The organism is Pseudomonas sp. LPB0260, from assembly GCF_013388395.1.
On the sequence record NZ_CP058247.1, the window covers coordinates 3211357 to 3227936 of the forward strand.

Below are 16580 nucleotides of genomic sequence, written 5' to 3' on the forward strand. Positions count from 1 at the left end.
AACATTGGTTTTTTCGTAAGGAGGTGGGCACGCGAGTAGATGCGATGGCTGCGTTGCTATGAGACTCGATATTTAGCATTCGCATGGTGCTGGCTTTACATACAAGTATAAAAATGCATTTGCCAAAACAAGCGACGGAATAAATACAATGACAATACATTCAGGTGTAACGAGCTCGCCCAAGATCGACTTGCAGATATTTGTACCCGCAATGGTGGTGATTATCGGATTGCTGGTACCAATCTGCTTGAACTCGGAGGTGGCCGGAAAGGTAGCGGGCGATTTGATTGGCATTATTACCAAACAGATGGGCTGGCTGTATTTGCTGGGTGCTTTTGCGCTTTTCACATTCATGCTGTGGCTAGCTTTCGGCCGTTACGGGATGGTCCGTCTCGGTCGCGAGGAAGACAAGCCGGACTATTCGAAATTCAGTTGGCTGGCGATGATGTTCTGTGCCGGTATGGGCTCGTCCATCATGAACTGGGCCTTCGCCGAACCGCTCTACTTTATGCAGGGGCCGGCCTTAGGCATCGAGGCGGGCAGCAATATGGCGGCCGAGTGGGCGGTCATGTATTCATTCTTTCATTGGGGGCTGATCCCTTACGCGATCTACCTGATGCCGGCGCTGCCCATTGCCTACATGGTCTACGTGAAGCGCTGCAACCTGTTCAGGATCAGCGAAGCCTGTGTCGGCATTCTTGGTGACAAGGCTTACGGCCCCATCGGCAAGGTCATCGACATCCTGGTCATCCTGAGCATTTTGGGCGGCACTGCCACCACGCTGGGGCTTTCGGTTCCTGTGTTGTCGGCGTTGTTTAGCGAGGCGCTTGGAGTCGCAGACTCTTTCGGCCTGCAGGTTTCCGTGCTGGTACTCTGGACCGCAATCTTCACCTGGAGCGTGTATCAGGGCCTCTCCAAGGGCATCAAGATTCTCAGCCAGATCAACACTGTCCTTGCATTGGTATTGCTCGCATTGGTGTTCGTCACCGGGCCAACGCTGTTTATCCTGGACTTGACCACCAACAGTCTCGGGCTGCTCGCCAACAACTTTCTGCATATGAGCCTCTGGACGGACCCGATCGACAAGGGGGGCTATCCGCAAGCCTGGACTGTGTTCTATTGGGCCTGGTGGCTTGCCTACGCTCCGATGGTCGGACTCTTCGTGGCGCGTATTTCCAAAGGTCGTACTGTTCGTGAGCTGATCCTTTACGGGTTCACCTATGGCAGCCTCGGCTCCTGGATCTTCTTCGCGGTTTGGGGCGGCTATGCCATTCACGCTGAAACCAGTGGCGCCCTGGAACTGTCCGCCATTCTGGCCGAGGGCGGTTTGCCGGCGACCATCGTCGCGGTGGTCAAGGCTCAGCCGATGTCCGGCCTGTTCATTCTGGCATTCATAGTGCTGTTCCTCGTGTTCACCGCCACCACGATGGACTCCTCTGCCTACGTTCTGGCCTCTATCAGTTCGGAACAACTGACTGGGAACGAGGAACCGGCCCGCTGGAACCGGATTCTCTGGGCTGTCGTGTTGGGGGTCGCTGCGGTCGCCATGTTGCTGATGGGCGGACTCAAGGCCGTCCAGTCGTCCAGTATCGTGCTCGCCCTGCCGATGTTGTTCCTGATGGCCGTATTGGTGTTCTCTTTTATGCGGATGTTGAAAGAGGATCATGGCCGCCGGTTGGAGCCGGCCCATCATGTACTCAAGGAGCATGAGATCATCGCGGTTGCTGCTACCCAGGGTGAAGCTACTTACGGCAAGCCGGCGAGTTTCGGGTCTGACGCCCCCGGCAAGACCATATAACCCATAGCTGTACAGGTGTTGAGTCGATGGTTGGGGGCTGTAGCGGTTACGTGCAGTACCCAGCCATACGACTTAAACAGCAGGATAGTCCGGGACTCTGAGAATCATTAGCTCAACTTTTGGAGCCTGGTGACTGGCCCGGATGCGCGGCGACGCCATTAAATGGGGCGCTGGCTGGTCGAACTGGAAGTGCGTCGAGTCGACAGCAGGGAAGGCGGGTAATTTTCGAAGTGTCAGATGGCGTCTAGGGCATAGGGCGTTGCAGTGGGGACAGCGGGTCAGGCGTTCTCGGGGTATATCGAGACGGGCATCAGAGCGCTTCAGTATTTGGTGTTCAGCTTTTCCTGTGCAGGCTTTGTGAGTGTAAGAAGATAACAACCGGAGGGCTGCCTGTGATGAGTGATGGTTGGGATTCAATGCCTAAGCAAGACCGGTTTGATCCAGCGAGCTCTGGCCACACCATGAAAGCCGTCGTCACCATGGGCAACGGTGGATACGAGCAACTTCATTGCCGCACAGTGAGGCTGCCGGAACTCGGCTGCGGTGAGGTGTTGCTGCAAGTGTTGGCTGCCGGTATCAATAATACGGAGATCAACACTCGCATTGGTTGGTACTCTTCTTCGGTTAGCTCAGGCACAGCGGCTGCAGTTGCTGACGAGGATAAGTTGCTCCCGAAAGCAGACGGGGGCTGGAATGAGGCGACGCCATTTCCGTTCATTCAGGGTACCGACTGCTGCGGGCGAATCGTTGCCGTCGCGCCGGGTGGCGATGAGCGCACTATAGGGTTGCGCGTCCTGGTGCGTGCATGCATGCGCAAGTCTGGCTTTGCATCTACGGAAACCATCTGGATGGGCTCTGATTTCGATGGCGCTTTCGCCCAGTTCGTCAAGGTGCGCGCCGACGAGGTGTTCCCAGTGGCGTGCGACTGGAGCGATGTGGAGCTCGCCACGATTCCCTGTGCCTATGGTACGGCAGAGAACATGATGCACCGTGGTCAAGTGGAAACAGGCATGCACGTGCTGGTTGTCGGTGCCTCTGGCGGCGTTGGCTCTGCCGCAGTGCAGTTGGCAAAGCGCAGGGGAGCCAGGGTGTCGGCGATTACAGCCAGCGCCAAAGCGGAGCAGGTTCTTGCCATTGGTGCCGATCGGGTCGTCGAGCGCAACGCTGACGTTGTGGCCTGTCTCGGCGAGGAGTCGGTGGACATCGTCATCGATAATGTCGCGGGCAGCGGATTCGGCAGTTTGCTGCAGGTACTTAAGCGGGGTGGGCGATACGTGTCTTCGGGTGCAATCGGTGGTCCGCTGGTGACGCTCGATATGCGCACCTTCTATTTGAAGGATCTGACGCTGATTGGCAGTACCGCCTGGGCCGAGCCCGTATTCCCGAACCTGATTTCTTACATCGAGCGTGGCGAACTACGGCCTCTTGTGGCTAAGGTATTTCCGCTTGAGCGCATTGCGGAGGCGCAACGAGAGTTCCTGGAGAAAAAACATGTTGGCAATATCGTCCTGGTACCGCCGCCGTTGGCTCATTAAGCCTTAAGGCGGGCGGCCATTCGGGCAAGGCGTTTATATTAAATGTTGGTGCTATCTCAAATGGTCAACTGGCATGCCCGGAATATGATGTGCACAGGATGCCAGGGCATCTGGGAAACCCTGATTAAACCTAGGGCTTGAGTCGGTAGGCGTTCCATAATCTTGCGGCGCGTTGTAGCGCTTTTCATGAACGGTTAACCATCGATGGGTGTCAGTTTGTTGGCGGACGTCGGCTCAGGATTGCCTTGCATCGACTCAGCCAGAGCGCGCAGGCCACTTAAGCCCATATGTAATACCTCCAGATTATGGTGTTGTTCTGGGTACATAAGGTATAGCGGCGCATTGAGTTGCGGTGCATCGCTTACTGGATAGAGCGTGCCTTGGTCTATCTGCGCCTGCACGGTTTTCTGGGGGAGGTAGGCGGATCCCCCTTCGCGACCAATTATTTGCAGGGCGAGGTCGCTTAGACCCACCGTTAATGTCGGCGTGCTTATCGTGCTGAAGGCCAGGCTGTGCTGTTCATTGAAGTGTGGTCCCCAGTCGATATAAATATAATTATTAGTCAGGCTTTCCGATACGCTGGCGGGGCAAGAAGACACCAATATTAGAGGGTCGTCCATGAGCTTCTCAATTTTAAGTCCCGGCACCGTGTGCGGAACCGACGTGAGGATGATGTCCAGATAGCCGTCAGACAAGTTGTGGATCATTCGTTGCGACCAATCGGCCTCGACCCGCAGGGCAAAGTCCGGGACGTTGCTTTTCATCCATGTAATCCATGGCCGGCTGAAGCGGTCCCAAACCGTTGCTTGTATGGCGAGGCTGAACAAACCTTGAAATCCGTCCGGTAAACACATGTCCTGATGGGCTTGTTGCCAAGTTTGTAGCAAGCGTAGCGCGTAGGGTTGAAAACGCAGGCCCGCTGGCGACAGCTGAACGCCAGAGTGGGAACGAATGAAAAGTTTCTGGTTGAGTTCCTGCTCAAGTTGTTGGATGCGACTGCTCGCGGTCGACTGGGTAATGTGCAGATGGGTCGCCGACTTTATTATCGAGCCAGTTTCTGCAACCTCAAGGAAGGTTCTAATTTGTGAAATATGCACGTGTCGACCCTGTGTTGGCTTTGCTATCGAATATTTCGATGGCGCGTATAGAAAATTGTCGCTTCTAAGAGGATTGTTTTTTTGTAAGGCTGCCGTTGAATGCAGTTTAAACGCTTCGAATATTAATGCAATCAGCCTTGTCGACGAGGTGTGCAGTGCTTATTAACTCAGGGGTGCTGTCTTATGAACAGCTGTATAACGACTTCGTATGGGATGTTCCTGAGTGTATCAACATTGCAGAACTCATCTGCGATCGACACGCGCGCACCACGCCTCTGGCAACTGCAGTCATTGAGGACTCCGAGCGGGGCGTTAGGCGCTTCACTTTCGCGGCTCTAAAGCGTCTCTCGGATAACCTGGCTTTTCGCTTACGCGAGCTTGGCCTCGATAGAGGGGATCGCGTAGTCATTATTCTTGGTCAGGATGTAGAGGCGCTGATCAGCCATCTGGCCATTTTTAAGTTGGGCGCCATTTCCGTACCTGTCGCAGGCCTGTATGGCGGTGACGGGCTGTCATTCAGGATCAACGACTGCGCCGCGTCCCTGGTGATTACCGACCGCCTGGGGGCCGACAAGCTAAACGGCCTGGATATCCCCTCGGTAGACCACAGGGTAGTCATTCACCAGCAGGCCGCAGGTCATGAGCTGGATTTCGACGAGCTGCTGCTTGATGCTGGATATACCTTGGAGCCCGCACAGACTGGGGCCAACGAACCCGCCCTGATTTTCTACACCTCGGGCACGACGGGTAATCCCAAGGGCGCCTTGCATGCTCACCGAATCGTCAATGGCCACCTGCCTTGCTTCCAGTTGGGCTTCGAGATGGCGCCGAAGCATGCCGACGTATTCTGGACTGCCTCAGACTGGTCATGGCTGGGCTCGCTGGGCGATGTCGTGTTTCCGGCGCTCTATTTTGGCCATCCATTGGTTGCGAGCCCTGGGCGCTTTTCGGTTCAGCGCACTTACCAACTGATGCAGCGCCATCGAGTGACCTGCCCGTACCTGGCTACTGCGGTTCTGAGAAAAATGCGGGCCGAGCGCTCGGGCGAAAAGCTCCAGTTGCACGTTCGGGCAATTATGACCGGCGGCGAGGCACTGGCAGCTGAGGTATTGCAGTGGGCGCAGAATGTCTTCAACGCGCCGGTGAACGATGAGTTCGGCCTGACCGAGTCCAACCAGACCTCTGTCTGTTGTACCTCCCTGTTTCAGGCGCCTGCCAATTCCGTGGGGCGCATTACGCCCGGCAAGAAGGTTTGCATCATCGACAGCGCAGGGCGGCCAGTGCAGTCAGGCGTGATTGGCGAGATAGCGATCTGGTATGACGATCCGACCAACATGCTCGGCTACTGGAATCAGCCGCAGAAAACGGCGGACAAGATTGTCAATGGTTGGCTGCGCAGTGGTGATCGCGGCATGTTGGACGATCAGGGCTATCTCTATTACTACGGTCGTCTGGACGACCTGATCCTGGTCAATGGGCTGCGTGTGGGTCCGGATGAGGTGGAGAATCAGCTGGCGGCCCATGACAAGGTGGCCGAGGCGGGAGTCATTGGAGTGCCCGATGAACGCAGCGGGGAGGCGGTCGTCGCTTTTGTCCGGCTGCGGGACGGCATTGAGGCCGACCAGACGCTGAAAGATGAACTGCAAGCCTTCGTGAAGCAGCATTTGGCTGCGCATTGCTACCCGAAACTCATTACGTTTGTACGCGATTTCTCCGTCACCTCCACCGGAAAGATCCGGCGGGCAGACTTGAGGAAAATATACACGGAGCAATTCTCTGGTGCTCAGGCAGAGCCCGTTTAGTGCTGGCTTGGCCGGCGAAAATACCGATAAGGGGGAGTATATGTTCAAGGCATTGCTTGTTTCTCAGGTCGACGGAGTGCATACGGCTGGATTGGTGCAGCTCAAGGACGGCGACCTTCCTGGCGAAGGGGTATTGGTTCAGGTCCATTATTCCGGTCTCAACTACAAGGATGCCCTGGCCGTTACCGGCCAGGGCAAGATTGTTCGAAAGTTCCCGCTGGTGCCCGGGGTGGACTTTTCCGGAACTGTGCTGCAGTCATCTTCGCCGGATTGTTGCCAGGGCGATGCAGTCGTGTTGACGGGGTGGGAGGCTGGGGTAAGCCGCTTCGGCGGATATGCGCAAAGAGCGCGCGTTCCCGCAGACTGGCTGGTGAAGCTTCCGGCAGGATTGACCTTACAGCAGGCGATGGCGCTTGGTACCGCCGGTGTAACGGCCATGCTAAGTATTCTGGAGCTGGAAGAGGGGCGTGTTCTGCCCTCGAGTGGACCGGTGGTCGTAACGGGGGCAAGTGGCGGGGTGGGCAGTATAGCGGTTGCCCTGCTGAGCGCCCTTGGCTATCAAGTTGCGGCTGTCACCGGGCGTCAGGCAAATCATGACTACCTCAGAAAATTAGGCGCTACAGAGATTATTTTGCGCGAGGATATGGCGGCACTGGCCAGGCCGCTGGAGAGCCAGAGGTGGGCAGGTGCGATTGACTGTGTGGGCGGTTCGGCCCTGTCTCGAATATTGGCTGAAACTGCCGAAGGTGGCGTTGTGACCTGCTGCGGCCTGGCAGCCAGCCCGCAGCTTTCGACAACGTTAATGCCATTCATCCTGCGGGGGGTAAGGTTGGTGGGGATAGAGTCAGTCCGCCAGCCCAAGCAGCGTCGCCTTCAGGTCTGGAGACGACTGGCGGAAACCATGCCTCTCGCACTGCTGGACTCTTTGACTGAAACCATTGGCTTGGAGTCGCTCACGGAGTGCGCTGGGAAGTTGTTGTCAGGGGAGGTGACAGGGCGTGTAATTGTTGCCCTTCGTTCATGAGTTGGCATTCTGAGTGACTGAAGGCAGGGTGGATACCGGAGCCGAATGTAACCGCCCCAGGGAGAGAGCTATTTAGCTAGTGGTAGGGCCCGGTGTACTGCGCTGAGGCCATTAGCGGCCAATGGAAGCGAGACTCTACCCGGTGGTAAAAAAGTGGTACGAATTCCCCCGCGGATGAGCCCTTTGTCCCGTTTTTCAGCCTTAGAGACTTTGATCCATCCCAACCATCATCGGCGCCACGGAAAAGCGGTGGGACAGCGCAGGGCGCGTGGTTGCTGGTGTTGAAGCTGATTCTAGAGACATCTGACTCGTCGCGTTTCCGGCTTGCTCCCGGGCGTGGCGTTCTCTATGGACGGTGATGCAATCTGCCGCGCTTAGAGTCCGCTGTACCGTGCAGATCGGTATGAAGAAGAACGGCATGCGAGTTTACCAAGGGCGCCAGACTTTTGCCCGTCTGCAGGTCGCGCAGGGGGGGGCGACTGTCGTGAGACCGTGCTGAGTGAACCGGGTGCTACCGAGCGGGTGAACCATTCCTGATGGCGCCTGCCGATCCATTGCGAACGCCAATCTCGGGTAGTTTATTGCTCCTCGGCTTTGTCGGGGCGCTGGTCCAGGTGGACTCGGGGCTGCGCCGCAAAGGCATCGATCCTCAAGAGTGAAAGGATCGTCTGTTTTTCGGGGGGCTCAGCCCAAAATTCGCATGAAGGTGTGGACTCGGAGTCGCCGGGGGGACGGCGACCTTGAACCGGCCTCATTGCCGAAGGCGGCGAGTGAACAGCCCAGCCAGTACCTTTGCCGACGTCCCCAGGGGAATTCCACGCAAGCTTAGGATTCCGAGCGACATAGGCGGCGGCAGGGGCGTAACGGACAGTTGCTGCAGGCCGGCGCCAAACATGGGGTCGCTGAGCAAGGCTGTGGGGCCGAAGCCTATGTAGTCGGTACGACGCATCAGTTCGAGCATGAGTGTCAGCGAGGCACAGGCCATTATGTGCTTGGGCGTATCGATGCCGTTGGCCGACAGCCATCGCAAGAAGTGGTTGCCCATGCTTCCGTCGGTCAGGTTCAGGACCCAGTTTGCGCCCTTGAGTTCTGTCCAGGTCTGAGCGCCTGCCAACGGATGGCCGAGACGACCGGTGGGCGCGGCGTGGACGTCGGCCAAAGGTTCGAAAATCACCTCGTATGGCAAGTCTCGCGGGTTAGCCAGTGCGACCGCGAAGTCGAGCCGGCCTTCTAGCAAGCCCGGCAGGGCCTGGGTCAGCAGCCCTTCCTCCAGGCTCAGGGTGGCATCCGGTTGCGTGCGACGGAATTCGGTCAGGATTGGGGGTAGGACCGTTGCGGCCACCAGCGGTGTAAGGGCTACGGCTACGCGCGCGCCGGCGCCACCGCGCAAGGCGCGGATCTCCTCTCGTGCCTTATCGAGTGTCGCGTGCGCAAGGCGTGCGCGGACCAGCAACGCGTGGCCTGCGGGCGTGAAATCAATGCCTCTGTAGCTGCGCGTGAGCAACTCCGCACCGACATCTTCCTCGAGCTCCCGCAAGGCCTTCGTGAGCGCGCTCTGGCTCAGGTTCATCGCGCGCGCGGCGGCGCGGATCGAGCCGCACTCGGCGACCTGGATCAGGGCTTTGAGCTGATGGTCTTTCATGACGTAGGTGATTCCTTATGGTTGTCACCTAGGAAAAAGTACTGCCTTCCATTGGGCACTGCAAATTCTATTATCGAGTCATGAATACATTCGATCTCTACCTACCCAATGAAGCCGCGATGAAGTCATGGCGGCGCACTATTCATCAGCATCCTGAGCTGGGTTTCAGCGAGTTTGCGACCAGCCGGCTGGTGGCCGACTGTCTCGAGCAGTGGGGCTACGAGGTGCATTGCGGCATTGCGGTGACCGGTGTCGTGGGGACCTTGCGCTGGGGCGAGGGCGGGCCGCGGCTCGGCCTGCGTGCCGATATGGACGCGCTGCCGATTCAGGAGCTGACCGGCCTGCCATGGGCCAGCCAGACGCCCGGTCAGATGCATGCCTGTGGCCATGATGGCCACACCACGATGCTCCTGGGCGCCGCGCAAGTGTTCGCGCGCATGCACCGGGAAGGGCGCCTGCCGGGCAGCGGTACGCTGCACCTGATCTTTCAGCCGGCCGAAGAGCTGGGTGGCGGCGGCGGAGCGCGGCGCATGCTCGACGAGGGTTTGCTCGAGCGCTTCCCATGCGATGCGGTCTTCGCGATGCACAACTACCCGGGTGTCCCGACAGGCCATTTCCGTTTTCGCGCGGGGTCCTTTATGGCCTCGTCCGATCGCGTGGTAATCCGTTTCAGCGGCAAGGGCGGGCATGGTGCATTGCCGCACCTCGCCGTGGACCCGATGCTCCCGGCCGCCGCGACCGTACTCGCACTGCAGACCATCATCGGGCGCAACATCGAGCCGAACGACGCAGCGGTCATCAGCGTGGGACGCATCGCCGCGGGAAAAACCTACAACGTGATTCCCGAAACGGCCGAGATGGAGCTGAGCGTGCGTGCCCTGCGACCAGAAGTGCGCGATTTGCTCGAGGCGCGTATTCGCAGCCTGGTCGAAGGGCAGGCTGCCGCCTTCGGCGTCAGCAGCGAAATCCATTACGAGCGCGGCTATCCGGTCCTGGTCAACAGCGTGCGGGAAACGCAGCTCGCCGCCGAGGTCGCGCGCGAACTGGTCGGTGAAGCGCAGGTAGTCGATGACGCCTCGCCTTTGAGTGGGAGCGAAGACTTCGCCTTCATCCTGCAGCGGGTCCCGGGTTGCTACCTGCTCATCGGTAACGGCGACAACGGTTTCGGCGGTGGCGAGCACCTCGGCCCCTGCAGCGTGCACAACCCTCATTACGACTTCAACGACGAATGTTTGGTACCTGGCGCGGCCTTCTGGGTGGCGCTAGGCGAGCGGTTCTTCGGTGAGTGAATAGCTGTCGTCACTCGCTTTCATAACAACAAGTAAGCTCTATCGTGGAGATGACATCATGAGTAGGCAAAAAGCGGCTCCCCCCAAGCACCAGGTTATCGCAGCCGTGATCGGCAACGCGTTGGAATGGTACGACTTCATCGTCTTCGGTTTCCTCGCCGTGGTGATTTCGCGCCTGTTCTTTCCCAGCGAAAGTGAATACAGCTCGCTGCTCATGGCCACGGCGACATTCGGCGTCGGCTTCTTCATGCGCCCGGTCGGCGGCATCCTGCTAGGTATCTACGCCGACCGCAGGGGGCGCAAGGCCGCGCTGCAGCTGATCATCGGCATGATGACGGTATCCATCGCGATGATCGCATTCGCCCCTCCTTATGCCGCGATCGGTGTCGCCGCACCAATGCTCATCGTGCTCGCCCGCCTGCTGCAAGGCTTCGCCACAGGCGGTGAGTTCGCCAGTGCCACCTCCTTCCTGATCGAGAGTGCACCGGCCAATCGCCGCGGACTCTATGGCTCCTGGCAGATGTTCGGCCAGGGCCTGGCGGTGTTCTGTGGCGCCGCCATTACCGCACTGGTGACCAACGGACTAACGCCGGAGGCGCTTGACGCCTGGGGCTGGCGCATCCCCTTCATCATCGGCCTGATCATCGGCCCGGTCGGTCTGTGGATGCGCCGCCACCTGTCGGAAACCAGTGCCTTCCTCGAAGCTCGGCAGGCCCCCAAGGAAAAGCAGTCGCTCGCCCGCATGCTGCGTAATCATCTGCGCGAGGTGATTACCGTCATGGGCCTCACCGTGTGCGGCACCGTCGGCTTCTACGTGATCCTTGTCTACATGCCGACCTTCGCCAATCGGCAATTGAACTTGGCGCTGACCGACGCCTTTACCGCCCAGGTGATTGCCGTCGCCCTGATGACGCTGCTGATGCCGGTATTCGGCGCGCTGTCCGACCGGCTTGGCCGCAAAGCGCTGATCATCGCCGCCACCGCCAGTCTGCTTGTCGCCCTGTATCCATTGTTCAGCTGGGTTCATGCGGCACCGTCCTTCGCTCGCCTGATGACCATGCAGGTCGTACTGTGCACGCTGCTGGCCGCGTACTTCGGACCAATATCCGCGGCGATGGCCGAGCAGTTCCCCGCCGGCGTGCGTTCCACCGGTCTCGCGCTCGCCTACAACCTGGCGGTGATGATATTCGGCGGTTTTGCCCAGTTCATCGTGACCTGGCTGATCCATACCACCGGCCTGGCCATCGCGCCGGTGTTCTACGTGATGTTCGCCGCGGCCCTCGGCCTGGTGGCGGCCTTCTTCCTGGTCGATCGCACCCACGAGGCTCGCCTTGCGGTGGTCGATGGTGGCGGCGCGGTGAACCCTGAAGTGCAACCAACCGCTGCCGGCGTGCCGACCAACCGCGTGAGCACCCAAGGCCTGTAGACGCGGGCCAGCGACCAGCCGTGGCGGATGCCGGTCTTGCGACTGCCTCCTGGGCTTCGAGATCACGCACCGCCCGGACAGCAGGCCCGCCGCTATTTCAAGTCGTCCATTAGCTCGCCGCCTGCACCGAGCATGACGAATTCGCAAAACTAACCTGTCGGAAATAACAACAATGCACCACATCCAATCGATTGGGGCGCGCCCGCTCGCGCGCCTGTTCGCTGCCCCGTGTCTGCTGATGGCATCCATGGCCATTGCAGGTGTCGTCGACGACAGCAAGGCCAGCCTGGAGCTCCGCAACTACTACCTGAATCGCGACTTCCGCCAGGAGTCGGCCCGCCAGGCAAAAGCTGCCGAGTGGGGCCAGGGCTTCATCGCCCGGTTCGAGTCGGGCTTCAGCGAGGGCCCGGTAGGCGTCGGGCTCGACGCCATCGGCGAGCTTGGGATCAAACTGGACTCCAGCCGCGATCGTCGTGGCACCGGGCTGTTGCCGTTCGACCCTGCCAGCAAGGAGCCGGTGGACGATTACAGCGAGCTGGGCTTGACCGGGAAGCTGCGCGTGTCGAAGAGCGTGTTGCGCCTGGGGACCTTGCAACCCTGGCTGCCGATTGCCATCTACAACGACACCCGCCTGCTTCCTTCGACCTTCCAGGGCGGCATGCTCACGTCCCAGGATATCGAGGGGCTGACACTCGATGGCGGGCGCCTGACTCGCAGCAATCTGCGCGACTCATCCAGCCGCGACGAGATTGGCTATGGCAGTGCCACCAGCGACGCATTCGACTTTGCGGGAGGCAGCTATGCGCTCAATCCCCAGCTAGCCCTCAGCTACTACTATGGTCAGCTCGACGAGATCTACCGCCAGCAATTCATCGGTCTGGTGCACAACCAGGCATTGCCCGGAGGTTTCAGCCTGCGCAGCGATATTCGTTACTTCGACAGTCGCGGCGACGGCAGGCAGCGTGCGGGTGAGATCGACAATCGCAATTTCAACGGCATGCTCAGCCTCAGCCACGGTGGCCACAAGGTCAGCGCGGCCTGGCAATCCCTGTCCGGCAACAGCGCTTTCCCCTACCTGAACGGCGGAGCGGCCTACGTCGTCAACCTGGTGACCCTCAACGACTTCACGCGTGCCGATGAAGACTCCTGGCAGCTTCGCTATGACTACGACTTCGCTGCCCAGGGAATTCCCGGACTGACGTTCATGACCCGTTATGTCGATGGTCGCAACGTCAGAACGGCGACGACCAGAAACGGCGAGGAGTGGGAGCGCGATACGGATCTGGCCTACGTTGTGCAAAGTGGCAGCCTCAAGGGCCTGAGCCTGCGCTGGCGCAACGTGAGCTTCAGGTCTGGTAATGGCCTCACGACCGATATTGACGAGAATCGCCTGATCCTCGGCTACACCCTGGCGCTCTGGTAGGACTCGAAGCTCTGCTGCGGACTGACTCAGGCGTTCCCAGGCTTGGGAAGTCCAGTTGGCGGCTGTGCCGCGGCTGTTCAACGCCAAGGACTAAGCTACAGCCAATGCCATCTGCCGAGGGCATCACCTTGCGTTCGTTGCTCCATTGCTGCTTGTCGGTTCTGCTACTGGCATTGTGGCTGCCGTCGTCCTTGTCGGCCGAGCCGTTGCGTCTGTTTTCCCAGGAATACCCGCCGGTGAACTTCAGTCGCGATGGAGAGCCGGCCGGCATGGCCGTGGACGTGGTGCGCGAATTGGCACGGCGCAGCGGCCAGCCGATCACCCTGGAGGTGGTTCCTTGGGCGCGTGCCTACCGGGGAGCGCTGACCTTGCCCAATGCAGGGCTCTTCGTCGCGATGCGCACCGCAGAGCGCGAGCCCTTGTTCCAGTGGGTCGGGCCGATCACCGTGAACATCACCAGCTTCTACGGGCTGACCCGTTCGGCGCCGCGCATCGTCAGCCTCGACGATGCGCGGCAGCATGGCGAGATCGCGGTGCCGCGCGAGTGGTACAGCCATCAGCTGCTGCTCGCCGAGGGGTTCACCAATCTGCACCCGGTTCCCGGACCGGACATGGTCGTGCAGATGCTCAAGCACGGGCGGGTGAAGCTGATGGTGATGGATAACCTTGGGCTGTCGGCGTACCTGGCTCGCGGAGGATTGCGTGAAGACGAGGTGACGCTGCTGTTCAGCTTCCTGCGCAGCTACAGCTACATTGCCTTCTCGTCCGAGACCGACCCCTCACTGGTCGCCCGTTGGCAGGATGAGTTGGACGGCATGAAGCGCGACGGCAGCTTTGCGGCGATCCATCACAAATGGCTGCCGGGTAAGGAGATGCCCGGCCTGCGGGCACAGCCCTGAGCCACCAGCGGCCGCGTCAGGTCATGCTCGGTCTGCGTGTAGGGGCTAACGGCGCGCGTGTCGGCGCCGACTGGCGGTGGCATGTCCAGTCCGGGCACACGCTTTCCTGGGTTATGCCGATAAGTAATGGCGCGTCCCCGCTCCTGAGCAAGATTCGACCAGGGCGGGGGCGCTCCTACCTTTGCCGGGGCGTGGACCGGCGGGAGGAAATGATCCCGCTTCGTGGGCAGAACCATGCCCAGTCCGTGGCAGGTACCTGACCGTAGCGATCGCGAGACCGGGCGCGGGCGCGGGCGCGGGCAAGGTTATCAGGTGAAGCGTCGGGGTCAATTGCGATTATCGAACTATGGTTCGATAATCGCTCCGAGTTAAATCATGTCCGCTATCGGAGCCTGTATGAGCGAACCACGACCGACCCAGCCACCCTTGGCGCCACCACCCTACGTGTCGCCGGCCCAGCGCATCGCCGAGTTCGCCGGCGATCCGAATTTCATGGCCTCCCTGGCCCGGGGGCTGGCGGTGATCAATGCCTTTCAGGAACGCAAGCGCCACCTGACCATCGCGCAGATCAGCCACCGCACGGATATTCCCCGCGCCGCCGTGCGCCGCTGCCTGTACACCCTGATGCAACTGGGGTACGCCACCACCGATGGGCGCACCTATTCGCTGTTGCCCAAGGTGCTGACCCTGGGGCACGCCTACCTGTCGTCCACGCCCCTGGCGGTGTCGGCGCAGCCCTATCTGGACCGCATCAGCGAGCAGCTGCACGAGGCCTGCAACCTGGCCACCCTGGAAGGTGAGCAGGTGCTCTATATCGCCCGCTCGGCGATTCCCCAGCGCCTGATCTCGGTGGACCTGAGCGTCGGCAGCCGCCTGCCGGCCTATTGCACCTCCATGGGCCGCATTCTCCTCGCGGCGCTGGACGATGACAGCCTGCACGACTACCTGAACAATGCCGAACTGCAGCCCAAGACCAGCCGCACCCTGCACACCCCGCAAGACCTCTGGGCCTGCCTGCAGCAGGTGCGCGAGCAGGGCTGGTGCATCGTCGATCAGGAGCTGGAGCAGGGCCTGCGTTCGCTGGCGGTGCCGGTGTACGACTCGGCCGGGCATGTGTTGGCGGCGATGAACCTCAGCACCCACGCCGGGCGGGTGTCGGTCGGCGAGCTGGAGAAGCGCTACCTGCCGATCATGCTCGGCGCCAGCCGCGAGCTCAGCAGCCAGTTGTTTGCGCCACTCTGAGCGAGGCGGCGGCCAGGCGTTAATCGCACGGTTTCTGCCGGCATCGATTGACGCGATTTCCCCCGGCTCCTTATCGTGGCAGACGGTCAGCGCCGCTTGAGCCGCTTGAGCCGCTTGAGCCGCTTGTCCGATAGCTGCAAAGGCGGCCATGCACTGTGGCATACACTCGAATCATGGCAATCGCCGCATGGCTCAGGCGGCGAGGCTGATCATAAAAACTACAATCGGGTACTGCGTGCATGCTGCTTCTGAGTGATAAGAGCATGGTGTTCGACCATGCCGACCCCTATGCCGTGTCGGGTTACGTCAACCAGCACGTGGGCCACCATTGCATCAAGTTGCCGGCCAAAGGTGATCTGTCCGCCAGCCTCAGCCACCGCAAGTTCGCCAACCTGGACCTGTGCCGCATCAGCTACGGCGGCAGCGTGCGGGTCACCTCGGATGCCCTGGAGACCATCTACCACCTGCAGGTACTGCTCAAGGGGCACTGCCTGTGGCGCCATCATCACGACGAGCACTTCCTGGCCCCCGGTGAGTTGCTGCTGATCAACCCCGACGATCCGGTCGACCTGACGTATTCCGATGATTGCGAGAAGTTCATCGTCAAGTTGCCGGTCAGTCTGTTGCAGGCCGCCTGCGAGGAGCAGCGCTGGAAGTTGCCGCAGCAGGGCATTCACTTCACTCGCAACCTCTACAGCCTGCAGGAATTGGAGAGCCTGACGCGCCTGCTCGGGCTGGTGTGCCTCGAGGCGGAGGCGGACGACAGCGCCCTGCAGGTTCAGGAGCACTACAGCCGCATCATCGCCAGCAAGCTGCTGACCCAGCTCGGCAGCAACCTCAGTCGCGAGCTGCCGTTGCCCCAGGCGGCGCCTTTCGAGCACCTGATCGAGTACATCGAGGCCAACCTCAAGCAGGACATCAGCGCCGAGCACCTGGCCGCCTGCGCGCAGATCAGCCTGCGCTCGCTGTATGCGCTGTTCGAGCGCCACTCCGGCAGTACCCCCAAGCAATACATCCGCGAGAGCAAGCTGGCGCGCATCAACAGTTGCCTGCGCGATCCGAGCTGCCATGTGCGCAGCGTCACCGAGATCGCCCTGGACTACGGTTTCACCCACCTCGGGCGCTTCTCCGAGTGCTACAAGAACAGCTTCGGCGAACTGCCTTCGGACACCCTGCGTCGCCGCAGCTGATGCTCGGCCTGGCGCGCGCTCGCGCCAGCGCCGCCGCTCTTCTCCCCATCCCTTGAAACGCCCCAGAGCCGTTCGCGCACGCGTCGCCGGCGGTTCGCGTGTGCCTGGCCGGCTGCGGTTCTAGCCATTTCCTGCAGCCTGCAGAAAACGGATAACGGTCCTGCGCAAAGCGGATATTGTCCGACAAGCCGGGCTCGTAGCCTTAACACCGTT

The 16580-nt window shown here is 60.3% G+C and carries 12 protein-coding genes; 10 read left to right on the forward strand and 2 right to left on the reverse strand.

Features of this window, described 5'->3' with window-relative positions; genetic code table 11:
* Positions 1-148: 148 nt before the first annotated feature.
* On the forward strand, positions 149-1798 hold the full coding sequence (locus LPB260_RS14525) for a BCCT family transporter (protein ID WP_208709812.1): 1650 nt from the start codon (positions 149-151) through the stop codon (positions 1796-1798).
* Between the two features lie 395 nt (positions 1799-2193).
* Positions 2194-3333, forward strand: a complete 1140-nt coding sequence (locus tag LPB260_RS14530) for an alcohol dehydrogenase family protein (protein ID WP_208709814.1) — start codon at positions 2194-2196, stop codon at positions 3331-3333.
* 194 nt (positions 3334-3527) lie between these two features.
* On the opposite strand, the gene LPB260_RS14535 is transcribed toward LPB260_RS14530, so the two are convergent.
* Entirely contained in the window at positions 3528-4430 is a 903-nt protein-coding gene (locus tag LPB260_RS14535; protein ID WP_208709816.1) for a LysR family transcriptional regulator, read from the reverse strand.
* Between the two features lie 155 nt (positions 4431-4585).
* On the opposite strand from LPB260_RS14535, the gene LPB260_RS14540 reads away from it, so the two are divergent.
* On the forward strand, positions 4586-6232 hold the full coding sequence (locus tag LPB260_RS14540; protein WP_208709818.1) for an AMP-binding protein: 1647 nt from the start codon (positions 4586-4588) through the stop codon (positions 6230-6232).
* A gap of 40 nt (positions 6233-6272) precedes the next feature.
* Positions 6273-7256 (forward strand): oxidoreductase, encoded by a 984-nt coding sequence (locus LPB260_RS14545; protein ID WP_208709820.1) that lies wholly within the window; start codon positions 6273-6275, stop codon positions 7254-7256.
* A gap of 751 nt (positions 7257-8007) precedes the next feature.
* Here the strand turns inward: LPB260_RS14545 and LPB260_RS14550 are convergent.
* Entirely contained in the window at positions 8008-8898 is an 891-nt protein-coding gene (locus LPB260_RS14550) for a LysR substrate-binding domain-containing protein (protein ID WP_208709822.1), read from the reverse strand.
* Positions 8899-8978: 80 nt separating this feature from the next.
* Here LPB260_RS14550 and LPB260_RS14555 point away from each other — a divergent pair, with 80 nt between their 5' ends.
* The 6 genes from LPB260_RS14555 (at position 8979) to LPB260_RS14580 (ending at position 16367) form a co-directional block, all read left to right on the forward strand.
* Entirely contained in the window at positions 8979-10187 is a 1209-nt protein-coding gene (locus LPB260_RS14555; protein WP_218281494.1) for a M20 aminoacylase family protein, read from the forward strand.
* 58 nt (positions 10188-10245) lie between these two features.
* Entirely contained in the window at positions 10246-11613 is a 1368-nt protein-coding gene (locus LPB260_RS14560) for an MFS transporter (RefSeq protein ID WP_208709824.1), read from the forward strand.
* A gap of 172 nt (positions 11614-11785) precedes the next feature.
* A complete protein-coding gene (locus LPB260_RS14565) occupies positions 11786-13036 on the forward strand; it encodes an OprD family porin (RefSeq protein WP_208709826.1) in 1251 nt (416 codons plus the stop codon).
* Positions 13037-13140: 104 nt separating this feature from the next.
* Complete coding sequence (locus tag LPB260_RS14570; RefSeq protein ID WP_208709828.1) at positions 13141-13935, forward strand: ABC transporter substrate-binding protein; 795 nt, start codon at positions 13141-13143, stop codon at positions 13933-13935.
* A 396-nt stretch (positions 13936-14331) separates the two neighbouring features.
* Positions 14332-15177 carry an IclR family transcriptional regulator gene (locus LPB260_RS14575; RefSeq protein ID WP_208709830.1) on the forward strand — a complete coding sequence of 282 codons (846 nt, stop codon included), beginning with the start codon at positions 14332-14334 and terminating at the stop codon, positions 15175-15177.
* A 239-nt stretch (positions 15178-15416) separates the two neighbouring features.
* Positions 15417-16367, forward strand: coding sequence for an AraC family transcriptional regulator (locus tag LPB260_RS14580; RefSeq protein WP_208709832.1), 951 nt, complete (start codon positions 15417-15419; stop codon positions 16365-16367).
* The last annotated feature ends 213 nt before the right edge of the window (positions 16368-16580 follow it).

Coding starts and splice junctions, on each gene's coding strand:
- LPB260_RS14525 (WP_208709812.1), top strand. CDS start 149: ATGACAATACATTCAGGTGTAACGAGCTCGCCCAAGATCGACTTGCAG.
- LPB260_RS14530 (WP_208709814.1), top strand. CDS start 2,194: ATGAGTGATGGTTGGGATTCAATGCCTAAGCAAGACCGGTTTGATCCA.
- LPB260_RS14545 (WP_208709820.1), top strand. CDS start 6,273: ATGTTCAAGGCATTGCTTGTTTCTCAGGTCGACGGAGTGCATACGGCT.
- LPB260_RS14550 (WP_208709822.1), bottom strand. CDS start 8,898: ATGAAAGACCATCAGCTCAAAGCCCTGATCCAGGTCGCCGAGTGCGGC.
- LPB260_RS14555 (WP_218281494.1), top strand. CDS start 8,979: ATGAATACATTCGATCTCTACCTACCCAATGAAGCCGCGATGAAGTCA.
- LPB260_RS14560 (WP_208709824.1), top strand. CDS start 10,246: ATGAGTAGGCAAAAAGCGGCTCCCCCCAAGCACCAGGTTATCGCAGCC.
- LPB260_RS14565 (WP_208709826.1), top strand. CDS start 11,786: ATGCACCACATCCAATCGATTGGGGCGCGCCCGCTCGCGCGCCTGTTC.
- LPB260_RS14570 (WP_208709828.1), top strand. CDS start 13,141: ATGCCATCTGCCGAGGGCATCACCTTGCGTTCGTTGCTCCATTGCTGC.
- LPB260_RS14575 (WP_208709830.1), top strand. CDS start 14,332: ATGAGCGAACCACGACCGACCCAGCCACCCTTGGCGCCACCACCCTAC.
- LPB260_RS14580 (WP_208709832.1), top strand. CDS start 15,417: ATGCTGCTTCTGAGTGATAAGAGCATGGTGTTCGACCATGCCGACCCC.